The sequence below is a fragment of the Pseudomonas sp. RL_5y_Pfl2_69 genome (assembly GCF_963970465.1).
In the GTDB taxonomy this organism is placed as follows: Bacteria; Pseudomonadota; Gammaproteobacteria; order Pseudomonadales; family Pseudomonadaceae; genus Aquipseudomonas.
Window position 1 is genome coordinate 37,559 of the sequence record NZ_CAXAOU010000018.1, and the last position, 21,850, is coordinate 59,408.

The 21,850-nt window shown below is 57.7% G+C and carries 20 protein-coding genes; 13 read left to right on the forward strand and 7 right to left on the reverse strand.

Annotation, left to right across the window (positions count from 1 at the left end; translation table 11 throughout):
- Positions 1–106 precede the first annotated feature (106 nt).
- The 3 genes from AACY07_RS23450 (at position 107) to AACY07_RS23460 (ending at position 1,577) form a co-directional block, all read left to right on the forward strand.
- Complete coding sequence (locus AACY07_RS23450; protein ID WP_339478085.1) at positions 107–361, forward strand: DUF2790 domain-containing protein; 255 nt, start codon at positions 107–109, stop codon at positions 359–361.
- A 289-nt stretch (positions 362–650) separates the two neighbouring features.
- On the forward strand, positions 651–908 hold the full coding sequence (locus AACY07_RS23455) for a DUF2790 domain-containing protein (protein WP_339478087.1): 258 nt from the start codon (positions 651–653) through the stop codon (positions 906–908).
- Positions 909–1,019: 111 nt separating this feature from the next.
- Positions 1,020–1,577 (forward strand): GNAT family N-acetyltransferase, encoded by a 558-nt coding sequence (locus AACY07_RS23460; protein WP_339478089.1) that lies wholly within the window; start codon positions 1,020–1,022, stop codon positions 1,575–1,577.
- Positions 1,578–1,667: 90 nt separating this feature from the next.
- Here the strand turns inward: AACY07_RS23460 and AACY07_RS23465 are convergent, their stop codons facing one another.
- Complete coding sequence (locus AACY07_RS23465) at positions 1,668–1,943, reverse strand: PepSY domain-containing protein (protein WP_016782369.1); 276 nt, start codon at positions 1,941–1,943, stop codon at positions 1,668–1,670.
- 164 nt (positions 1,944–2,107) lie between these two features.
- On the opposite strand from AACY07_RS23465, the gene AACY07_RS23470 reads away from it, so the two are divergent.
- The gene (locus AACY07_RS23470) at positions 2,108–3,103 is read left to right on the forward strand and encodes a FecR family protein (protein WP_339478092.1); all 996 of its coding nucleotides are present in this window, start codon (positions 2,108–2,110) and stop codon (positions 3,101–3,103) included.
- A gap of 210 nt (positions 3,104–3,313) precedes the next feature.
- Complete coding sequence (locus AACY07_RS23475; protein WP_339478094.1) at positions 3,314–3,700, forward strand: fe2+ zn2+ uptake regulation protein; 387 nt, start codon at positions 3,314–3,316, stop codon at positions 3,698–3,700.
- On the opposite strand, the gene AACY07_RS23480 is transcribed toward AACY07_RS23475, so the two are convergent.
- Complete coding sequence (locus AACY07_RS23480) at positions 3,697–3,885, reverse strand: hypothetical protein (RefSeq protein WP_019828355.1); 189 nt, start codon at positions 3,883–3,885, stop codon at positions 3,697–3,699. The genes AACY07_RS23475 and AACY07_RS23480 overlap by 4 nt on opposite strands.
- A 148-nt stretch (positions 3,886–4,033) precedes the next feature.
- Between AACY07_RS23480 and AACY07_RS23485 the strand changes: the two genes are divergently transcribed.
- Complete coding sequence (locus AACY07_RS23485) at positions 4,034–4,171, forward strand: hypothetical protein (RefSeq protein WP_339478095.1); 138 nt, start codon at positions 4,034–4,036, stop codon at positions 4,169–4,171.
- Positions 4,172–4,243: 72 nt separating this feature from the next.
- Here AACY07_RS23485 and AACY07_RS23490 read toward each other — a convergent pair whose 3' ends face one another.
- The 3 genes from AACY07_RS23490 to AACY07_RS23500 form a co-directional block, all read right to left on the reverse strand.
- Complete coding sequence (locus AACY07_RS23490) at positions 4,244–7,918, reverse strand: translocation/assembly module TamB domain-containing protein (protein WP_339478096.1); 3,675 nt, start codon at positions 7,916–7,918, stop codon at positions 4,244–4,246.
- Positions 7,915–9,642 (reverse strand): autotransporter assembly complex protein TamA, encoded by a 1,728-nt coding sequence (locus AACY07_RS23495; protein WP_339478097.1) that lies wholly within the window; start codon positions 9,640–9,642, stop codon positions 7,915–7,917. Before AACY07_RS23495 ends, AACY07_RS23490 begins: the two co-directional genes overlap by 4 nt.
- Positions 9,643–9,706: 64 nt before the next feature.
- A complete protein-coding gene (locus tag AACY07_RS23500) occupies positions 9,707–10,357 on the reverse strand; it encodes a GNAT family N-acetyltransferase (protein WP_133077917.1) in 651 nt (216 codons plus the stop codon).
- Positions 10,358–10,524: 167 nt separating this feature from the next.
- On the opposite strand from AACY07_RS23500, the gene xthA reads away from it, so the two are divergent.
- Both xthA and AACY07_RS23510 read left to right on the forward strand, forming a co-directional pair.
- Positions 10,525–11,337 (forward strand): exodeoxyribonuclease III, encoded by an 813-nt coding sequence (xthA, locus tag AACY07_RS23505; protein ID WP_219262094.1) that lies wholly within the window; start codon positions 10,525–10,527, stop codon positions 11,335–11,337.
- 89 nt (positions 11,338–11,426) lie between these two features.
- Complete coding sequence (locus tag AACY07_RS23510; protein ID WP_445261401.1) at positions 11,427–12,734, forward strand: substrate-binding domain-containing protein; 1,308 nt, start codon at positions 11,427–11,429, stop codon at positions 12,732–12,734.
- A gap of 26 nt (positions 12,735–12,760) precedes the next feature.
- Here the strand turns inward: AACY07_RS23510 and AACY07_RS23515 are convergent, their stop codons facing one another.
- A complete protein-coding gene (locus tag AACY07_RS23515) occupies positions 12,761–13,960 on the reverse strand; it encodes an acyl-CoA dehydrogenase (RefSeq protein WP_339478100.1) in 1,200 nt (399 codons plus the stop codon).
- A gap of 155 nt (positions 13,961–14,115) precedes the next feature.
- Here AACY07_RS23515 and AACY07_RS23520 point away from each other — a divergent pair, with 155 nt between their 5' ends.
- The 3 genes from AACY07_RS23520 (at position 14,116) to AACY07_RS23530 (ending at position 16,518) form a co-directional block, all read left to right on the forward strand.
- Positions 14,116–15,081, forward strand: coding sequence for a LysR family transcriptional regulator (locus AACY07_RS23520; protein WP_339478102.1), 966 nt, complete (start codon positions 14,116–14,118; stop codon positions 15,079–15,081).
- A 26-nt stretch (positions 15,082–15,107) separates the two neighbouring features.
- Complete coding sequence (locus tag AACY07_RS23525) at positions 15,108–15,506, forward strand: MerR family transcriptional regulator (RefSeq protein ID WP_133077922.1); 399 nt, start codon at positions 15,108–15,110, stop codon at positions 15,504–15,506.
- Positions 15,507–15,621: 115 nt separating this feature from the next.
- A complete protein-coding gene (locus tag AACY07_RS23530) occupies positions 15,622–16,518 on the forward strand; it encodes a hydroxymethylglutaryl-CoA lyase (RefSeq protein ID WP_339478104.1) in 897 nt (298 codons plus the stop codon).
- 648 nt (positions 16,519–17,166) lie between these two features.
- Here the strand turns inward: AACY07_RS23530 and AACY07_RS23535 are convergent.
- Positions 17,167–18,849, reverse strand: a complete 1,683-nt coding sequence (locus AACY07_RS23535) for an AMP-binding protein (protein WP_339478107.1) — start codon at positions 18,847–18,849, stop codon at positions 17,167–17,169.
- Positions 18,850–19,053: 204 nt separating this feature from the next.
- On the opposite strand from AACY07_RS23535, the gene AACY07_RS23540 reads away from it, so the two are divergent.
- Complete coding sequence (locus tag AACY07_RS23540) at positions 19,054–20,217, forward strand: isovaleryl-CoA dehydrogenase (RefSeq protein ID WP_133077925.1); 1,164 nt, start codon at positions 19,054–19,056, stop codon at positions 20,215–20,217.
- Positions 20,218–20,228: 11 nt separating this feature from the next.
- Positions 20,229–21,836 carry a carboxyl transferase domain-containing protein gene (locus AACY07_RS23545; RefSeq protein WP_339478110.1) on the forward strand — a complete coding sequence of 536 codons (1,608 nt, stop codon included), beginning with the start codon at positions 20,229–20,231 and terminating at the stop codon, positions 21,834–21,836.
- Positions 21,837–21,850 lie beyond the last annotated feature (14 nt).

Sequence of the window (21,850 nt, forward strand, 5' to 3'; positions counted from 1 at the left end):
TCTTCGTACGCACATGACAACTTTGACAGGTGCCGTAACTTCTTCCCGCCTCACCGGCAAATGAAGTCAGTCAGTTTTAACGCTTGATTACTTTAGAGGCCTTAACATGAAAACTTTAATTGCACTTGTTCTTGCTGGCTTTGCAACGCTGGCCGTTGCAGGTGAAACTTCCGCCGTCCAGTCTTCAACTGTCGAATCGTACAGCTATGGCACAAAACTGGATATTGCACGGGTCATCAGCCTGTCGACCATTCCCGATGTGTGTGAAGTCGTACCGGCGACCATGATCTATGAAGACTCCCAGGGCCAGCGTCACACCCTTGAATACAAGGCTATGGGCGACGGTTGCAGTTCGCACTGATTCTCAGTGGCTGCACCCACGGATGCGACCCCAGCCCCCTCTTCAGAGGGGGCTTTTTATTGGGCGTCGACAAAACAATGAAGATTGTTACTGATCTGGAAAGACTGCTTGGCGATCTTGTGACTTTAATCACTGTGCAAGGGGCGTATTCTATGTTCATCCCTCAACGCAACATTGAAACAGGGCACGGTACTTCGTATTGCGTCACGCTCCCCCAATGACGTAATAACTTCTCCCGCCAAACCGGCAATTGAAGTCAGTGATACGTGATTGTTTTAAGGCCTCGATAATGAAACGTTTGATTGTTCTTGCTCTCCTTGCTTTCTCAACACTGGCGGCGGCTGACGACGTTAAAGTTGCGCCACAACAACCGGCTGTTGAACATTACACTTACGCCACCGACCTTGATATTGCCACTGTCATCAGCGTGACACCCATCGCGGATGTCTGCGAAGTTGTACCGGCGCAAATGACTTACGAAGACCATCAGGGTCAGCGTCATATTCTCGAGTACCGTGTGATGGGTAATGGTTGCAGCAACGGCTAATACCCGCTCCTGAGGTAACGATCTACCAGGCCTCCGTTTAACGGGGGCTTTTTTATGGGTGCCATTGGGCGGTACTCTCGACTCAAACCATTGGCAAGGAGCCATCCCCCCATGCAGACCTCACCCACATTGCAGACCCAGCGACTCATACTGCAGCCACTGCAACTGAGTGACGCTCCCGCGGTCCAGAAACACTTTGCCCAGTGGGAGGTCGTGCGCTACTTGAATGCATTCGTGCCCTGGCCCTATCCAGCCCATGGAGCAATGGACTATTTGCGCGATGTCGCGTTACCGGCCATTGCACGCGGCGAAGAGTGGCACTGGACGATTCGCCTGTTGTCGCAGCCTGACGAATTGATTGGCTGTATCAGTTTGATGGATGCCGTCGACAACAATCGTGGATTCTGGCTGGCACCGCAGTGGCAAGGCCAGGGCCTGATGAGCGAAGCGTGCGGGACAGTTGACCGCTTTTGGTTCGAGACCTTGGGGCGCGAACGCATGCGGGTGCCAAAAGCCGCCCCCAATGTGGCGTCGCGACGAATTTCCGAACGGGGCGGAATGCATTGGGTCAGCAGCGAAGAAAAGGACTTTGTCAGCGGCAGGTTTACCTGCGACCTGTGGGAAATGACCCGGGAACACTGGTTGTCGCAGCACAAGCGCAACAATTAAAGCGGGGGTAAAAACACCCGGCCCTGTCAAACGTTACGATCAGGGCCGGGTTAAAACGCTCAGCGAGCGATTCGTCTCAGGTGAAGAGAATCAGTCTTTCTTCTCGGAAATCACCTTGCCGGTCGAATCGAAGATAATTTCATATTCCAGGCCATCGACCTTCTTGATCCCTTCTGCTTTCCAGATGCCGGCGGCAGGATCCTGAGCTTCGATTTTCTTGATCACGGTGTAGCCGTTCTTGTTCTTGAGCACTTCTACCAGTTCTTTGGAGAATGCCCAGTTGGGGTCAACAGGCTGAGCCATCGCTGCACCGGCACTCAACAAAGCAGCAGTAGTGATCACAGCAGCAAAGGTTTTCTTCAACATTGTCTTAACTCCATTAATTGATGTTGCGTCTGGTACTCAATGTGACTGGAACAACCGTAGCAGAGAAAATCCCGGCCATAAGGCTAATTGACATGCTTTTGACCTGGCTCATGTTCTCGTTACCTCCAGTGCGGGGTTAGAATGCGCAAAACCTGGAAAATTCAATGAGTGAAGCACGCCCCACAGAAGCCGAAAACGATGCCATCACTGAAGCTGCGGCTCAGTGGTGCATGCGTTTGCACGAGCCCGATTGCACACACCAGGAACGTGAAGCTTTTGCTGCGTGGCTAAATGCCGATCCCCGACACGCCGTTGAATATGAAGCGATGCTGGACATCTGGGATGTCAGTGAGCACCTGACGCGCTCCGCGCCTGCCGAGGCCCGGGTGGTTGCATTGCCCAGCGCGCCACGTCGAAGCGCCTGGCAGCGTGTTGCCGTGGCCGCTGCCATCACTCTGCTCGCCGCCCCGGTAGCGGCTTACAGCGGCTGGCAGCTGGGCTGGATTCCCAATGCCCATGAACGCTTTGCGGCCGATACCAGCGCGCAGACGGTGACACTGCCCGATGGCAGTCAAGTCGAGCTCAATCTGGGTACACACCTGACGTTCAGCAACTTCAAGGATGAACGCCGGGTGACCCTGAGCAAGGGCGAAGCGTTTTTCAAGGTCAGCCATGATGCCTCGCACCCGTTCCTGGTCCGGGCCGCAGAGGGACAGGTTCGGGTCACAGGCACCCAGTTCAATGTGTGGATGTACGAGGATCAGGTACGGGTCACGCTGCTGGAGGGCTCCGTGCTGGTGACCAGCAACAAGAGCCTGAGTGGCGACGGCTTGCGTCTGGAGCCGGGGATGCAGGCGCGCTACAAGGCGGGAGACTACGCAGCGCAGATCAGCCAGACCCCAGCCGGCACGCCGGATCTGGCGTGGCGTAACGGCAAGCTGGTACTCGACAACCTGTCACTGGCCGATGCCCTGCCCCTGATCAACCGCTACCTGGATCGCCCTCTTTCCGTGGTCGACAGCGCCACGGGCAAGCTGCGTATCGGCGGGGTGTTCAATACTCGCGAAATCGATCACCTGGTCACGTCCCTGCCCAAGGTCTTGCCGGTGTACCTGAGCATCAATGCGCAAGGCTCGCCGGTGCTGAACGCCCGGCCCTAAACTCAGCGTGTCTGTGAAAGACCGCACAGATTAAAAAAATTTAATATTCAGTCCAAACCCCCGTCCACACTGGACGCGTACGCGTTTGAGATGAATTCACGACAAAATTTCTACATTCCAATGTTCATGATTTCAGCCGCTCATTCGTCTAGTTAACCAAGAGCGCTTTTTTATTTTTTCCTGATCAGGCTCTGAAAAGGAGTTTTTTGCATGCACAACCAGCACATACCAACGGATGGTAGCCACCAGCATCGCGACGCAGCTTTCCAGCCCGATTCGGGGTTGTTGCAAACGCTGACTCCCTTGCAGGGCAACGAACGGATTCGCCACTTACTCAAGTGCTTCGGGCTGCGTACCAGCCTGGTGCGCCTCAAGGTCATTGACGCACTGCTCACGGCTGCCGGCAATGATCGCAGGCTGGGGGTGCGGGGCATGCACAGCCATTTGCAGGCACTGGATATTCCACTGTCATTTCTGAGTGTGCGCGAGGTACTCAAGCGCTTGTGCAGCGAAGGGGTGGTGGTGCTCAACAGCGACAAGAGCTACAGCCTGCATCCGCAGGCTGAAGCCGTTTTGACAGGGAAGATCGACGCTTAAATCTTGGTCTTGCGGCGCATCACGCCATTGATCACAACCACGATCACGGCCACGCCGATAGCGACGTACTGGAACATTTTTTCAGTGATCATGCCGGCGTTTTGCATGTACGAAAGACCAAACATGATTCCCAGAACCACCAGTGAAATCAAAATCGAGTATTTCAAGCGCTGCGAAGGGGTCATAACCTGTTCCTGAAAGTAAGTCTGAAAGCGAAAACCGGGACCTGACAAATATGTTCGGTTTTCGATAATAAATTGAAACATTCGAGGTCTCATCTTACAGCCAGAACAGTTTTTTAGCTGCTATGGCTCTAACCATGAGGATCCACACATGTTACGTCGAGTCACCAGGCTGGTTCCGTTGTTGCTCATCCTGGCCATGAGCGGATGCGTGTTTTTTCCAGGCCATGGATGGCATGACGGTCACCGTCATCATGATGGCGGTCCAGGCTATTACAACCGTTACTGAAACGCCCCCTGCCCTTGTGAGAGCGGGCTTGCCCGCTTTCACACAGGGTGGGGAGTCACATTTCACAGCAGGTCAGAAGTCCCGCTTGTAGAAGATATCCAGCGAGCTCGCAAAGCCGCTCGCCACTTCGACATACACCCGCTTGCTCAATTTGTAACGCAAGGCAATGGTGCTGGCAGGTTCAAACACACCCACCCCGTAACGCACGCTCAGGCGCTCGTTGATCTTGCCACTGGCCACCACAGACGTGTTGTTGCCACTGCCTTCGGTGTCGAGTTCAAACTCCTTGATCCCCAAATGATTCGCCAAACTGGTGGTGATCCCCGAGCTACCCAACAACCCCAGGCCCAGGGCTGCTTGTGCCAGCAGGTTTTCATCTTCGCCGGTGCCTGTCAGCGGACGCCCCAGAATCAGGTACGACAACGCCTGCTCCTGGCTCATGGCCGGCTCCGAGAATATTTGCGTGGTTGGCTGTTCGGCGCTGCCCGTCAAACGGATACCCGCGATCACGTCGTCAGTCTGGCGAATCGCTTCGATATCCAGATAAGGCTGATCGATCGGCCCTGCAAACAACAGACGCGCCCGGCGAATGGTCAGCTTCTGGCCATAGGCACGGTAGCGACCATTGTTCAGGCGCAACTCACCGCGGGTATCCAGGTTGTTGCCGATATGGACCTGCCCCGCCAGATCGGCGCTCAGACCAAATCCCGAGAACGTCAGCAGTTCCTGGCCCACCACCACGGTGATATCCATGTCGACCTGCATCGGCGACGCCTCATCAGCGGTCTGCTGGCCCACGATGACCGTGTCATCCGAAACCTTCACCGTTGAAGGCGGCAATTCGCGAACTACGATTTCACCTTTGGGAACATTGACCCGACCCGCGATCAACAACGTGTTGTCGGGACTGAGGGTGATTTTCAGATCCGGAGCGACTTCCAGCTTGGCGTAGGGCTCGACCGTTACCGGCAGGTTGTTGCCCTTGACCAGGACGTTGACCGCCATGTTCTGGCCCCACGCCACATTACCGCTGACGCTGCCCTGTCCTTTCTCGCCGCTGGTCCAGCCGCCATTGAGCAGGGCTGTCTCGCCGTTGATAGCCACCGAAAGCTGCACATTTTCGAAGTTGGTCGGCAACTGCGGTCCTGAGATTTCACCCTCACTGAGGGCCACATTACCGATGACATGGGGCGCCAGCAAAGCCCCCGAAATGGTGCCCGTACCGTTCAACTGACCGGTGAGCTTTTCTACCATCGGCGCAAACGGACGGATCATCGAGATGTCCAGCCCGGTCAGGCGAAACTCCCCGCTGATCGGTTTGCTTTTAGGCAGCGGATTGATTCGTGCCGACAGCATCAATTGCCCCAGCTTGCCACCGTCGAAATCCAGTCGGGAATCGACACGGTTGGGGGTCAGGTTGCTGGTCAGCTTGAACGCCTGGTACGGGAAGTCGACCCACTGGCCCTTGTCTTTGAAGAGCAGCGTGCCACCGCTGGCATCGACCACGATCTGACCTTTGGGCCCGCTGGCAGGCAGGTCCAGTATCACATCGGCATTGAGGTCGCCCTGCCATTGAAAGTCCTTGGGCAGCCACTCGGCCAGGCTGTCGAGGGGGAACTGCTTGAGGTGCAGGCGCAGTTTTGGATCAGGCATCAAACGCTGTTCTTCGCTGCACAAACTGGCCGGGCCTGAAATCCAGCACTGCGGGCCCAGATTGACTCGGCCATCGGCCAGACGCTCCAGCCTTGCCGGATTTTGCAGCACCCAGGCCTGCCCACCGGCCTTGACGTCACCGCTGGCCAATCGACCGCGCCAATTGTCCTTGTCCAGGCCGCCATCCAGTGCCAGGGCCAGTTGCAGCATCGGCCCTTGCAGACCCAGCTTGAGCTGCTGGCGCTTGATATCGCCACTGGCGTTGGCGGTCAGCACCCCGAGCTGGGTGTCCCCGACCTGAATCCCGCTGCCCTTGAGGTCAAGGCGGCCACGCTGATTTCGATCGAGGTTGGCATCCAGGGTCAGGTTTTGCAGCTGATTATCGGCGAAAGCCAACTGCTGGCCATTAAGCTTCACCGTGCCTTGGGGCGCTTTCAGGGTGCCCCCAGCATCGACACGCCCCTTGAGCTGGCCACGCAGTTGCGGCCAGAGCTGCCCCAGACGCGGCAGGTTGAGATCCAGTTGGGCCTTGAGTTGCTGCTGCAATGTGGCGGTGCCATTGATCCGGTTATCACCCAGGCGAATATCCAGCGCACTGAGCGTCCAGGCTTCTCCCGCACCGTTGGCCTTGGCCTGCAACACGGCTGGCAAGCCGCGTAAACGGCCTTTGAGATCAAGGTTGGCATCCAGCTCAAGACGCTCATTTTTGAACGAGCCTTTGCTGCGCAGCGGGCCTGCCAGCGTACCGGGCAATTCGGCCACCCAATACGCAGGGTTGATGGCACTCAAGTCCAGTGCCGTGTCCCAGGCCACACCCTCGGCGAACTGCACATTGACGTGCCCCTCGGCCTTGCCCTGCCCGGCGACCAGTTTCAGCTGTGGCAAAAATATCTTGCCCAGATCGCCGCTGAACGGGCTGCCGAGGCTGAACTTGCCTGCTGGGCCATCGAGATCGGCCTGGAAGTTGCCCAGATAATTGCCATCGCGATAGGACACTTCGCCGACAAACTTGCGCAAATCCACATCGGGCTTGTCGATCACCGGGTACAGGTTGTGCCACGGGAATTCCAGCCAGTCGATTTTCGCCTCGGCACTCAAACCCTCCTGCCAGTCCACTTGCCCTGACAGCTTCAAGCGCTGCAGCGGATTGGCGGTCAAGTCCAGCGCTGCGATTTGCGCGCCCTTGGCATCTACCCGACCTTTGAGCAGCAGATTCACCGGCTCTTTTTCAGCGGGCAATGTGGCGCTGCCATTGAGTTCATAACCGTCTTTAAGATCGCCCTTGGCCGTCAGCAACAGCTGATTGAGCACCAGGGTATCCGGCAGATCAGGGCTGGCCTTGAACGGCTCGGCGGTGATTTTCAACTGCGCCGGCAGATTGTCCGCCAACGGCTGGATCTCTCCCGTCAGGTGTGCAGTGAGATACCCGCTGGTGTCGGCCGCAAGGTTGAGGGTGGTGCGCAGATTGCCTTCAACCTTGAGCACCACCTCCAGCGGTTTGTCGTCCGGTGCAGGCAGGCTGATAGTGCCTTGCAGGGTCAACGGCCAATCGCCATAGGGTTGTAGCAACCCGGATAATTCAACGTTCAGGTCTTCACGCTCGACCTGTACCGACTCGATTTCCAGGCCCTTGGCTGTCCACTGCGCCGACATCTGCATGCCTTTGAGCTGTTCGATGCCGTTGAACAGCACATTGCCGACTTTGACGACCCCCACCTCAATCGCCAGGGGCAGTTTCAGTTCCGGCAGACTGACCGGACCGCTGCTGCTGTCTTCACTGGGCGGGAATTGCAGGCTGATAGTCTCGGCCTGCAACTGATCGATACACAGGGTCATACGGGCCAGGCAACCCGGCGACCAGGCAAATATGGGCCTGCTGACCTCTACCCGACTGGTGCCTTGCTCCCACAACAGGTGATCGGCGCCCCACTGACCGCCCAGACGACCGGCAAAATTTTCAACCTGCAAGCCTGGCACCTGACCCAGCACCCAGCGGCTGCCCGCCTGCGTACCGAGAATCACGCCCACGCTCACCACCACCAGCAGCACCAACGCCAACAGCACCAGACCCGCTATTTTCAAACCACGAATCACAGTTCTGGCCCCATCGAGAAATGCAAACGAACACCGCCATCGTTATCCAGCGCATGGGCCAGATCCAGACGAATCGGGCCTACCGGCGAGATCCAGCGAATACCCACGCCGACCCCGGTTTTCAGACTCGGGAAGTCCAGCGTATTGAACGCATTGCCCTGATCGACAAAGGTCGCCCAACGCCATTTTTCGGCGAATTGATACTGATATTCGAGACTGCCGGCCAGCATGTAGCGCCCGCCGATACGATCACCTTCTGCGTTTCTCGGTGACAGGCTCTGGTAGTCATAGCCACGCACGCTTTGATCACCACCGGCGAAAAAGCGCAGGGACGGCGGAATCGACTTGTAGCCGTTGGTGGCGCTGCCGCCAAACTGAATCCGCCCCAAAAAGCGGTGTTTGTCCCACAACGTGGTCAATGCCTTGAACTTCACATCACCATGAAAGAGGTTGGTATCGGACAACAGCCCCTCCTTGGCCACTTGCATCTCCGTGACCACGCTGTAGCCGTGGCTGGGATCAATACGGTTGTCACTGCGCAATACCGAATAGCTGACACCCGGCATCAACAGGGTGCTAAGACCCGAGTCGTCGCCCAGACGGTATTCTTCGTGCTGCCATTTGAGCGATACGATTCGCGTCCAGCCGTTGTCCAGTTTGCTGTGCCACTCGGGGCCGACCGTGAGCAGCTTGCTCAGGGTATCGGTGTTGGCGATTTCTTCGTTTTGATAGCCCGCGGCAAGGCGCAGCTTGTCGGTCAAAGGCGGATCCAGCGGAATGTCATACCAGGCGCCGACGTTTTGCTTGGGCTGGGAAATTTCGGATTCAAAGCCATAACTGTCGCCCCGGGGATTGCCCCAGTGGCGCATCCAGCTGGCTTTGCCACGGGCTCCGGTGTCGGTCGAATAGCCAAGGCCCAGGGTCATGGTGCGCGGCTTGCGGGTTTCCAGATCAACATCAATCGGAATCACTTGCCCCACTGCGGTACTGGGCGCGGCATCGACGCGCACGACTTCAAAATAACCACTGCTTTGCAGATTCTGATTGAGTTCGGCGACCAGTTCAGAGTCGTAAGGGGTGTCCGGCTTGAAAGGCACCATGCGGTCCAGCAGGGTTTGGTCAAAAGGTGCATCGCCCGCAAAAGTGACTTTGCCAAGCAAAAAACGCGGCCCGCTTTCGTAGACCAGATTGATATCCGCAAACCCGCCCTTGGGGTCGACAAGAAGTTCGTGCTGAGTAAATTTGCCGTTGAAAAAACCGTAACGCAGGGCACGGTTTTGAATCATTCGCTTGGCGTCTTCGTAATTGCCCTGATTGAGCACCGCACCCGGTTTCAGATCATCACTGGCCGGAATTTGAAAGGCTTTAAGAGCGGCTGCCGGGCCTTCGACGCGCACGTTGACGTTGCGCAGATGCACCGGTTCGCCGGGATCAATGCTCAACACCAGACGCGGCGGATCGCCGGGTTTGACCTCGGCTTCTATAGAGGGATGGTAGTAGCCCAAGGCCTGGGAAGCTTTAAGGGCCTGCTCCTGAGCGCCACGTTGAAAGCGCAATAACGCTTTCTCGTCACGATCACCGAGGCTGCCTATGTAGCCTTCCACGTTGGCCTTGAGGGCATCGTTTGCCGGTTTGACTCTGACCACCAACTCGCTTTGGGCAGACACCGCAAAGCTGCTGAGCAGCAGGACAACACCACTGGTAAATCTTCCTGAGAACTTCATAGGCGCGGATGCTATCACGGGCTGGGGGGCTCATAGAGCGCGCCAACGGGCAAAAATTTCGTCTTCAGGCCGTTGCTGTATGCGACACCTGCGGATTGGCATGGAAGAACACATGTTCCACAACGGGCCCAATGGCAACTTCACCGATTTCCACATAGCCCTGGCGTTTGTAGAACTCCAGGTAATGCGGGTTGCCGGTGTCGAGTACCACGCCTTCGGAATGCTCATCCTCGGCGCACCAGTTATGCACCGCTTCAAGCAACTGTTCACCGTAGTGCTTACCCTGGAACTCGGGGTGAATGCCCACCAACGGCAGCATATGCACCGCATCCCCCGGAACGCAGGCCTGCACCGCCTCGTGATAGGCCAGATAGCGCCTCGTACAGTTCAAGCCGGTACTGAGCACCATGCGCAACTGCCACGCCCAGCTTTCAGTGATACCCAGGCGCCGTTGCGGTGGTGCAATCAGGGCAATGCCCAACAGACGGTCGTCCACCAGCAACCCCAGCGCTGGCAAATCCTGCAGAAAATGCTGTTTGACCAACTCCCGTACCGTAGCCCGAACCCGCTGCTCGTAACCACTGCGCTCGGCGTTGAACAGAAAGCGAAACGTCGGCTCATGGCGATAAGCCTGATACAGCAAGGAACGCGCTTCTCTTGAATAACCACTGTCGAGCAACTGAATCTGACTGGTGGCGTTCGACGTTTGCGTCATGCGATCAACCTCCCCGGCGCGGCCTCAATAGCGGCGCTTCCAATGGGTACGAACCCCCGAGGGCCACAACAGTTCAATCATGGCCAAGTGCATCCTACGTTAGCAGTGCATTTGCCCTACTGCACGCTGGCAGCTAGCATCGCAGTTTTGCTCAGGACTGCCCGCCCATGAAAATCGTTTCATTCAACATCAATGGCCTGCGCGCTCGGCCGCATCAGCTGGCAGCGCTGATCGAGAAACATCAGCCTGACGTGATCGGCCTGCAAGAAACCAAAGTCCATGACGACCAGTTCCCCCTCGCCGACATCGAAGCGCTGGGCTACCACGTTCACTATCATGGCCAAAAAGGCCATTACGGGGTGGCCTTGCTCTCGCGTCAGGCGCCCCTGGAACTGCACAAAGGCTTTGCCAGCGATGAAGAAGACGCACAGCGGCGTTTTATCTGGGGCACTTTCGCTGACGAAAACGGCCAACCTGTCACCATCATGAATGGTTACTTCCCACAGGGCGAAAGCCGCGATCACCCTACCAAGTTCCCGGCCAAACAGCGTTTCTACAGCGACCTGCAGCAGTTGCTCGAAAGCCGGTTCAGCAACGAACAACCGTTGGTGGTGATGGGCGACATCAATATTTCGCCACAAGACTGTGATATCGGCATTGGCCCGGACAACGCCAAGCGCTGGCTGAAAACCGGCAAGTGCAGCTTTTTGCCGGAAGAGCGCGAATGGCTGGAGCGCCTCAAGGGTTGGGGATTGGTAGACAGCTTCCGTTACCTGCATCCGGATGTGGCCGACCGTTTCAGCTGGTTTGACTACCGCAGCCGCGGCTTTGAAGACGAGCCCAAGCGTGGCCTGCGCATTGACGTGATCCTTGCCTCCCAGGGGCTGGTGCCACGAATCAAGGCAGCAGGCGTCGACTACGACCTGCGCGGCATGGAAAAACCGTCAGACCATGCGCCGATCTGGCTGGAATTGAGCTGACCCACAATCCCGGAACTTTGTGTCATCGGCTTGAAACGTTCCTGACTTAAATTGCAGCCATTTCTATGGCTCCAGGAAGGTGCCCCTCAATGCTGCGCTTTATGTCGTTGACCCTGTTATGCACGATGGCCACCCTGGCCATCGCTGCAGACTTGCGGATCCAGGGCTCCAACACTATCGGCGCCAACCTCGGGCCATCACTGGTGGCAGCCATGCTGGCCGAGCAAGGTCTGCACGACATCCACAGCGTCCCGGTCATGCCTCCCAACGAGCACAGCATTGTCGGCATCAACGCCCAGGGTCAGCAGATCCGTGTGGATGTCGCGGCTCACGGTTCTGGCACCGGCTTTACTGCCCTTGCCGCCGGTCAAGCGGATCTGGTGGCCTCATCTCGGCCCATCAAGGACCGTGAACTGGTCGACCTCGAACGCCTCGGGGACTTGAAAAGCCCGGACGCCGAGCAAGTCATCGCCATCGACGGCCTGGCGATTATTCTTCACCCGCGCAACCCGCTGAATCAGCTCAATACCGGGCAACTGGCGCAGGTTTTCAGCGGCCAGATCAACCGCTGGGAACAAGTGGGCGGTGTCGGCGGCACGATCCACCTGTATGCCCGCGATGAACAGTCCGGTACCTGGGACACGTTTAAAGAGTTGGTACTGAACCGCAACAGGCTCGCCCTGAGCCGCACCGCGCAGCGCTTCGAATCCAGCGAGCAGCTATCGGATGCCGTGAGCCACGACCCCCAGGCCATCGGTTTCATCGGCCTGCCTTACATCCGCCAAGCCAAGGCCGTTGCCATCGTCGACGGTGCATCCCAGCCCATGTTGCCGCTCTCCAGCCTGATCGCCAGCGAGGACTACCCGTTGTCGCGACGACTGTTCTTTTACTTGCCGCCCTCCTCCAGCAACCCTTGGGCCAGGGCGCTGGTGACGTTCACCCAAAGCCCGCAGGGTCAGGCCATCGTCGCGCAGAACGGCTTCGTCGCCCAAAGCGTGCAGGCCGCACGTGTTCTGCCCGGTGCCCATATGCCCGCGCAGTACCAGACGCTGACCAGGCAGGCCCAGCGCCTGACGGTCAACTTTCGCTTTGAAGAAGGCAGTGCATCACTGGACAACAAGGCGCGCCAGGACTTGCTGCGCGTCATCGACTACTTGAAGACCCACGACAAGATGATCAATCAGGTGACGCTGGTAGGTTTTGGCGATGCCAAGGACGATCCCGAGCGGGCACAACTGCTGTCAAAATTGCGGGCAATGGCCGTGCGCCGCGAGCTGGTTAAAAGCGGCGTGATACTGCGCGAAATTCGGGGTTACGGTGAGCAAATGCCCGTGGCGGCCAACACCGAAGATGAGGGCCGCATCAAGAATCGTCGGGTTGAGGTGTGGGTATATTGACCAGACTCCCTCCCGCAGAAACCTGATTACCACTTGTCCAGCTCAAATTTGCCCACCGCCGCACGGTGCACCTCATCCGGGCCATCGGCCAGGCGTAATGTGCGCTGCATGGCGTACATGTAGGCCAGGGGGAAATCTCCCGACACCCCGGCCCCGCCATGAATCTGAATCGCCCGGTCGATAACGTTCAAGGCAACATTCGGGGCGATAACCTTGATCTGGGCGATTTCGCTTTTCGCCACCTTGTTGCCCACGGTGTCCATCATGTACGCGGCCTTGAGCGTCAACAGCCGCGCCATATCGATTTCCATGCGCGAGTCGGCGATTTTGTCGATATTGGCCCCCAGACGTGCCAGCGGTTTGCCAAACGCCGTGCGCTTCAGGGCGCGTTTGCACATCAGCTCCAATGCCCGCTCGGCCATGCCGATGGAGCGCATGCAGTGATGAATACGTCCGGGGCCGAGACGACCCTGAGCAATTTCAAAACCCCGGCCCTCACCCAGCAAGACGTTTTCGTAGGGCACTCGCACGTTTTCAAACAACACTTCAGCGTGCCCGTGGGGTGCATCGTCGTAACCGAACACCGGCAGTGGCCGCACGATGTTCACTCCGGGTGTGTCAACGGGCACCAGGATCATCGAGTGCTGCTGATGACGCGGATTCTCAGGATTGCTCAAACCCATGAAGATCATGATTTTGCAGCGCGGGTCACAGGCGCCGGAAGTCCACCATTTGCGGCCATTGATCACCCACTCGTCACCCTCGCGCACAGCGCGGGCTGCCATGTTGGTTGCATCCGATGACGCCACGTCCGGCTCGGTCATGGCGAACGCCGAGCGAATTTCGCCACGTAGCAGCGGGTCCAGCCACTGTTTTTTTTGTGCATCACTGGCATAGCGCACCAGCACTTCCATGTTGCCGGTATCAGGCGCCGAACAATTGAACGGTTCGGAACCCAGCATCGAGCGGCCCATGATTTCAGCCAAGGGGGCGTATTCCAGGTTGGTCAAACCGGCTCCCCGCTCGGACTCGGGCAGAAACAGATTCCACAGGCCTTCGGCACGGGCCTTGAGTTTCAACTCTTCCATGATCGCGGTCGGCTGCCAGCGGTCGCCTGCAGCCACCTGCTGCTCGAAAATCGCCTCCGCCGGGTAGACATGGGCGTCCATAAACGCTGTCACACGCTCACGCAGTGCCTGAACTTTCGGGGAATAAGCGAAATCCATAGGTGGCTACCTTCTACCGGGAATGTCGAAAAGTGATACCCGATGCTAGAGCAGCCACCCTTTATTTGCGTCACCTATTAGCAGCGTGTATTACCATTCATAAGCAATATATGATTCGCCCGTGTCACCGCCCCTGACAATAAGAGCCAAGCGCCATGAATCTGAACAAGGTTGATCTCAATCTGTTTGTCGTCTTCGACGCCATCTACACCGAAGCCAACCTGACCCGCGCCGGACAAATCATCGGTATCACTCAGCCTGCCGTGTCCAACGCGCTGGCGCGATTGCGCGAGAGTTTCAACGACCCGCTGTTCGTACGCACGGCCCAAGGCATGGTGCCAACGCCGATGGCGCAGAACATCATCAGCCCGGTGCGCAGTGCCTTGGCGCTTTTGCGCGTGTCAGTGCAAGAAAGCCGCACCTTCAACCCCCTGCAAGCCAACAAGACCTACCGCATCAGCATGACTGACCTGACCGAGGCGGTCATTTTGCCGCCACTGTTTCAGCGTCTGCGGCGTCAGGCACCCTCGGTGGTGATCGAGAGTTTTCTGTCCCATCGACGAGAGACCACTAGCGATCTTGCTGCCGGACGTCTGGATTTTGCGGTGGATGCACCGCTCAATACCGATCCCCAGGTGCGCCACGTCAAGTTGATGGAGGACCGGTACGTGTGCGCCATGCGTCAAGGCCATCCGTTAGCCAGTCAGACCACCCTGTCCCTGGATGACTACCTGGCCATGTCCCATATTCATATCTCGACCCGTCGTAATGGCCTGGGTGAAGTGGACCTGGCGCTGGGCAAAATGGGCCTGCAACGCAAAGTCACCTTGCGCTCCCAGCATTACCTGATGGCTTCCAATGTGCTGCAACAGACGGACATGGTGATGACCGTGCCCGAACGCTTTGCCCGCCGCCATGCCTTGCACTTTGTGCCCTTGCCACTCAATGAACTCCCCAACGTGGAAACCCATTTGTACTGGCACGAAAGCACCGAACAAGACCCGGCAAATCGCTGGATGCGCGAGCAACTGATCGAACTGTGCCAGCAGCAGGCAACCCTGGAAAAGAAATCCGGCGCTGCCAGCTTGCTTGACGTAAACGTCAACCAGCCATTAGTTTAAGAATACGAATTTTCCAGAGCCCGCCCATGAGCAGCCAGACGTACAGTATTTCCGACCTTGCCCGCGAGCTCGACATCACCACCCGTGCCATTCGTTTTTATGAAGAACAAGGGCTGCTAGCCCCTGAGCGGCGCGGCCAGGAGCGGGTGTACAGCGCTCGGGACAAAGTCAGCCTGAAATTGATCCTGCGCGGCAAGCGCATTGGTTTTTCCCTGGCCGAATGCCGCGAGCTGATTGAGCTTTACGACCCCACCAGCGGCAACCAAAAGCAGCTCAACAGCATGCTGGCCAAGATTGCCGAACGCCGCGAGCAGCTTGAACAACAGTTACTGGATATCCAGCAGATGCAACTGGAGCTCGATACCGCTGAAGAACGGTGTCTCCAGGCACTGGAACAGACGCTGCAAAGCCAGATACCCCATTAGACGCTGATACCTTCAGTGGAAGCGGGCGACGCGGTCCATCATGCGGACCGCAGCGATGCCATCGCAAACAGGCCCGCGCCCACTGAAGGGTAACTACTCGCAGAAGGTGACCCCCATGACACTTCCAACCCATGTGCGCCTGATCGAAGTTGGCCCGCGCGACGGTTTGCAAAATGAAGCCCTGCCCATCAGCGTCGCTGACAAGGTGCAACTGGTTGACGCCCTGACTGATGCCGGGTTGGGCTATATCGAAGTCGGCAGTTTTGTGTCGCCCAAGTGGGTGCCGCAAATGGCCGGGTCGGCCGAAGTCTTTGCGCAAATCCGCCGCAAGCCGGGCGTGGTCTACGGAGCACTGGCGCCCAACATGCGCGGGTTTGAAGATGCCGTGGCGGCAGGCGTAAAAGAAGTGGCGGTCTTTGCAGCCGCTTCCGAGGCGTTCTCGCAGCGCAACATCAATTGCTCGATCAGCGAAAGCCTGGCGCGCTTTGTCCCCATTATCGAGGCCGCCCGGCAGCACGGCATCAGCGTGCGCGGCTATGTATCCTGCGTGCTCGGGTGCCCCTATGAAGGTCAGGTCAGCGCGCAACAGGTGGCACAGGTGGCCAACGAGTTGTACGCCATGGGCTGCTACGAGGTGTCGCTGGGCGACACCATCGGCACCGGAACACCAACGGCCACGCGCACCCTGTTTGAAGCTGTAACGGCTTACGTACCACGGGAAAAACTCGCCGGGCACTTTCACGACACCTACGGTCAGGCGCTGGTGAATATCTACGCCAGCCTGCAAGAAGGCATTGCCGTGTTCGACAGTTCCATCGCCGGGCTCGGCGGTTGCCCTTACGCCAAGGGCGCCAGCGGTAACGTGGCCACGGAAGATGTGCTGTACATGCTCAATGGCATGGGCATCGAAACCGGAGTCGACATGGACAAGCTGCTCCTGGCAGGCGAGCACATCTGCAACGTGCTGGGACGTGTTACCGGGTCACGGGTAGCAAAGGCCCGCCAGGGCTAAAAAGTGTTCCATGGTGTTACCTCACCTCCCCACAAACGAGTAACACGGAAACAAACCGGCCATCCCACTGGCCGGTTTTTTATTGCCAATAAATACAAGCCTTTGATTTATAAGGTTTTTTAAAAGTTGGCACGGCTCCTGCTATCTCTATGGCATAACAAGAATAAAAACCGCAGCAACATAATAAAAACAATACGAAACGACTCTGACATAACAAAAACAACACGGCAGAGACGCAGCTAACAGATTTTTTTGGAGAAGGTTTACTTTTCCGAGGCGCCTAAAAGCCACCTCGCAACCGGGCAGAGAATAATAAAACTACCTTCAGGTAGCACCCGCACAGGTTGGATCACAGGTTTGATAGCCCGTGATGAAAGTGGATCAGCGCTCAAAAAAATACGTTTGCTCTTGATCCCGGATGGGGATCGCCAAAAAACGCAGTAAAGGGTGAGTTCCAAAAACAACAATAAACCGCCCTTCAATAATAAAAAAAGAGCATGCACGACATATTAAAGGGGAGCCCAGGCTCCCCTTTGTGTTGTCTGCCATTTGCGGTGGGAGCGGGCTTGCTCGCGATGACATCACCGCGATTTGCCCGACAGACCGCGTCGCCTGCATCGCGAGCAAGCCCGCTCCCACAGGGTTTGGTCATTTTTGTTGGCATTCCAGAATGCTGATCTCGCGCATTTTGAACTTCTGGATCTTGCCGGTCACGGTCATCGGGAATGCATCAACAAATTTGAAGTAACGCGGCGTTTTAAAGTGGGCAATACGGGACTTGCACCAGGTTTGCAGCTCAAGCTCATTGGCCGTGTGGCCAGGGTGAAACTTGATCCAGGCCACGATTTCCTCGCCATACCTGGCGTCCGGAATACCCACCACCTGCACATCCGCCACTGCCGGATGGGTAAAAAAGAACTCCTCCAGCTCCCGCGGGTAAATGTTCTCGCCACCACGAATGATCATGTCCTTGTTGCGCCCCACAATGCGCACGTACCCCTGCTCATCCATCTGCGCCAGATCACCGGTGTGCATCCAGCCCTCGCTGTCGATGGCATCACGGGTCGCCTGCGGGTTGTTCCAGTAACCCAGCATCACGCTGTAACCACGGGTGCACAATTCGCCAATCTCACCGCGTTCAACGGTGTTGCCCTCGGCGTCGATCAGCTTACTCTCCAGTTGCGGCTGGGTACGCCCCACAGTGGTAACACGTAATTCAAGCTCGTCTGCCGGACCTGTCTGAATCGAGACCGGGCTGGTTTCAGTCATGCCATAGGCAATTTGTACTTCGCCCATATGCATTTCACTGATAACGCGACGCATCACCTCGATCGGGCATGTGGCGCCCGCCATGATCCCCGTGCGCAGGCTCGACAGATCGAACCCGGCACGTTGCGGATGATCCAACATGGCGATGAACATGGTCGGTACGCCGTACAGCGCAGTGGCCCGCTCATCTGTCACCGCTTGCAGAGTCAGGCCCGGGTCAAAGGCTTCACCGGGATAGATCATCGTCGTCCCGTGAGTCACACACCCCAGGTTGCCCATGACCATGCCAAAGCAGTGGTACAGCGGCACCGGGATTACCAGACGGTCATTGGCCGTCAAACCCAGGCTTTCGCCAACCATATAGCCGTTGTTGAGAATATTGTGATGACTAAGGGTCGCGCCCTTGGGAAACCCTGTCGTACCTGAGGTGTACTGGATGTTGACCGGCTGATCGAAGTGCAGGCTGGCTTGGCGGGCATGGAGTCGATCAGCCGTAACCTCACTCCCCAATTCGGCAAGTCGCGACCACGGCAAAAACCCTGCAGGCGGCTCAGGCGCGAGGCTGATGACCCCGCGCAAATCGGCAAAGCGCGCGCACTCCAGTGACCCGACCGGTTGCCCGGCCAGCTCCGGGATCAATTCCTGGAGCATTGCGTGATAGTTGGATGTCTTGAACGCACCCGCGCACACCAGCCACTGACACGCCGATTGCTTGAGTACGTACTCCAGCTCCGAGAGCCGATACGCAGGGTTGATATTCACCAGAATCACGCCGATCTTGGCGCTGGCAAACTGGCTGATAAACCATTCGGCGCCATTGGGAGCCCACACGCCCAGCCGGTCCCCCACCTTCAAACCCAAAGCCAGCAACGCCCTGGCATGCAGATCAACGGCCCGGGCCAATTGCGCCCAGTTGTAGCGCTGCTGTTGATGGCGCACCACCAGCGCTTCTCCCTCGGGATAAAGCGCAGCTGTCTGATCGAAGGCCTGACCTATGGTCATCGCCAGCAGTGACTTGTCCAGCGCACCCTGGCTGTAACTGGGGACGGATTGCTGCTTCATGACAACTCCTCTTGTGATTGTTCTGGGAGCATGAGCAAGGCACACGTGGGCGCCCGCTCATTTGAAGAATTGCAATTACTCTGGCCTAAGTTGACGTTAACGTAAAGGTCATTGACAGCGTTAAGCCCCAAGTTTACGTTAACGTCAAGGCTATCCATGGCGACGCAGTAAACGCCTCCATAAGAACAACGATCAAGGTGCCACATGAGCTACCCGACTTTGAACTTCGCCCTGGGCGAAACCATCGACATGCTGCGCGATCAGGTGCAGAACTTCGTCGCCGCCGAACTGGCGCCACGGGCCGCGCAAATCGACAAGGACAACCTGTTCCCGGTAGACATGTGGCGCAAGTTCGGTGACATGGGCTTGCTCGGCATCACAGTCCCTGAAGAGTACGGCGGCACTGGCCTGAGCTATCTGGCCCACGTGGTGGCGATGGAAGAAATCAGCCGCGGTTCGGCCTCGGTCGCCCTCTCCTACGGCGCCCACTCCAATCTGTGCGTCAATCAAATCAACCGCAACGGCACCCACGAACAAAAACTCAAGTACCTGCCCAAACTGATCAGCGGCGAGCACGTCGGTGCACTGGCCATGAGCGAACCGAACGCCGGTTCCGACGTGGTATCGATGAAACTGCGGGCCGACAAGCGCGGCGACCACTTTGTGCTGAACGGTAGCAAAACCTGGATCACCAATGGTCCGGATGCCAGTACCTACGTGATCTATGCCAAGACCGATCTGGAAAAAGGCGCACACGGCATCAGTGCATTTATCGTCGAGCGTGACTGGAAAGGCTTCAGCCGAAGCAGCCATTTCGACAAGCTCGGCATGCGCGGTTCCAACACCAGCGAACTTTTTTTCGACGACGTTGAAGTGCCGGAAGAAAACCTGCTGGGTACGCTCAATGCCGGGGTCAAGGTATTGATGAGCGGTCTGGACTACGAGCGCGTGGTGCTCTCGGGCGGCCCCACCGGGATCATGCAGGCGTGCATGGATCTGATCGTGCCGTACATCCACGACCGTAAACAGTTCGGCCAGAGCATCGGCGAGTTTCAACTGATCCAGGGCAAGGTTGCCGACATGTACACCCAGCTCAATGCCAGCCGCGCCTACCTGTATGCCGTCGCAGCCGCATGCGAACGGGGTGAAACCACACGCAAGGACGCCGCCGGGGTGATTCTGTACAGCGCCGAACGCGCCACACAAATGGCCCTCGATGCGATCCAGATTCTGGGCGGTAACGGTTACATCAACGAATTCCCGGCCGGCCGCCTGCTGCGTGACGCCAAGCTGTATGAGATCGGCGCCGGCACCAGCGAAATCCGCCGCATGCTGATCGGGCGTGAACTCTTCAACGAAACTCGCTAAGGAGCGTAAGCATGTCCATCTTGCATACGACGATCAACCCGCGCTCGGCCGAGTTCAGCCTCAACCGTGATGCCATGCTCAAACAGGTTGATGCCCTGCATGCCCTGCTTGAGCAGGTGCAACAGGGTGGCGGGGCCAAGGCCCAGGAGCGTCACACTTCACGGGGCAAGTTGCTGCCTCGCGAGCGCATTGATCGCCTGCTGGACAGCGGTTCGCCCTTCCTTGAGCTGAGTCAGTTGGCGGCATACAACGTGTACGGCGAAGACGTTCCAGCTGCCGGAATAATCGCCGGCATTGGCCGGGTCGAAGGCGTGGAATGCATGATTGTGGCCAACGATGCCACCGTCAAAGGGGGCTCGTACTACCCGCTGACGGTCAAAAAACACCTGCGGGCGCAAACCATCGCCGAACAGAACCGCCTTCCGTGCATCTACCTGGTGGATTCCGGTGGCGCCAACCTGCCACGTCAGGATGAAGTGTTCCCTGATCGCGAGCACTTTGGGCGCATCTTCTTCAATCAGGCGAACATGAGTGCCGCGGGCATTCCGCAAATTGCCGTGGTCATGGGGTCATGCACCGCTGGCGGCGCCTATGTACCCGCCATGGCCGACGAAGCCATCATGGTTCGCCAGCAGGCCACGATTTTTCTGGCTGGCCCGCCACTGGTCAAGGCTGCGACGGGTGAAGTCGTCAGCGCCGAGGACTTGGGTGGCGCCGATGTGCACTGCAAGATTTCAGGGGTGGCCGACCACTACGCCGACAGTGACGAACACGCGCTGGCACTGGCCCGGCGCAGCGTTGCCAATCTTAACTGGCGCAAGCTGGGCCAATTGCAACTGCGCACGCCGCTGGCACCGTTGTATGGCCGAGAAGAGCTGTACGGCATCGTCCCGGCTGATGCCAAGCAGCCTTTTGATGTGCGTGAAGTCATTGCCCGGCTGGTCGACGGCTCAGTGTTCGATGAGTTCAAGGCCTTGTTCGGCACCACGCTGGTGTGCGGCTTTGCCCATTTACACGGCTACCCGGTAGCGATTCTGGCCAATAACGGGATTCTGTTTGCAGAGGCCGCGCAAAAAGGCGCGCACTTTATCGAGTTGGCGTGCCAGCGCGGTATTCCCCTGGTCTTTCTGCAGAACATCACGGGGTTTATGGTCGGTCAAAAGTACGAAGCCGGTGGCATTGCCAAGCACGGGGCCAAATTGGTGACGGCCGTGGCGTGCGCCAAAGTACCGAAGTTCACCGTCATCATCGGCGGCAGCTTTGGTGCCGGTAACTACGGGATGTGCGGCCGCGCCTACGATCCGCGCTTTCTGTGGATGTGGCCAAACGCCCGAATTGGCGTGATGGGTGCCGAACAGGCGGCCGGGGTGCTGGTGCAGGTCAAGCGTGAACAGGCTGAACGCAATGGCGTGGCGTTCTCGGCACGGGAAGAAGCCGAGATCAAACAGCCGATTCTCGATCAGTACGAACACCAGGGCCACCCCTACTACTCCAGCGCGCGCTTGTGGGATGACGGCGTGATCGACCCGGCGCAAACCCGCGACGTATTGGCCCTGGGCCTGTCGGCGGCACTCAATGCCCCGATCGACGCCACACGCTTTGGCGTGTTCCGGATGTAACTCCCACAGCCATT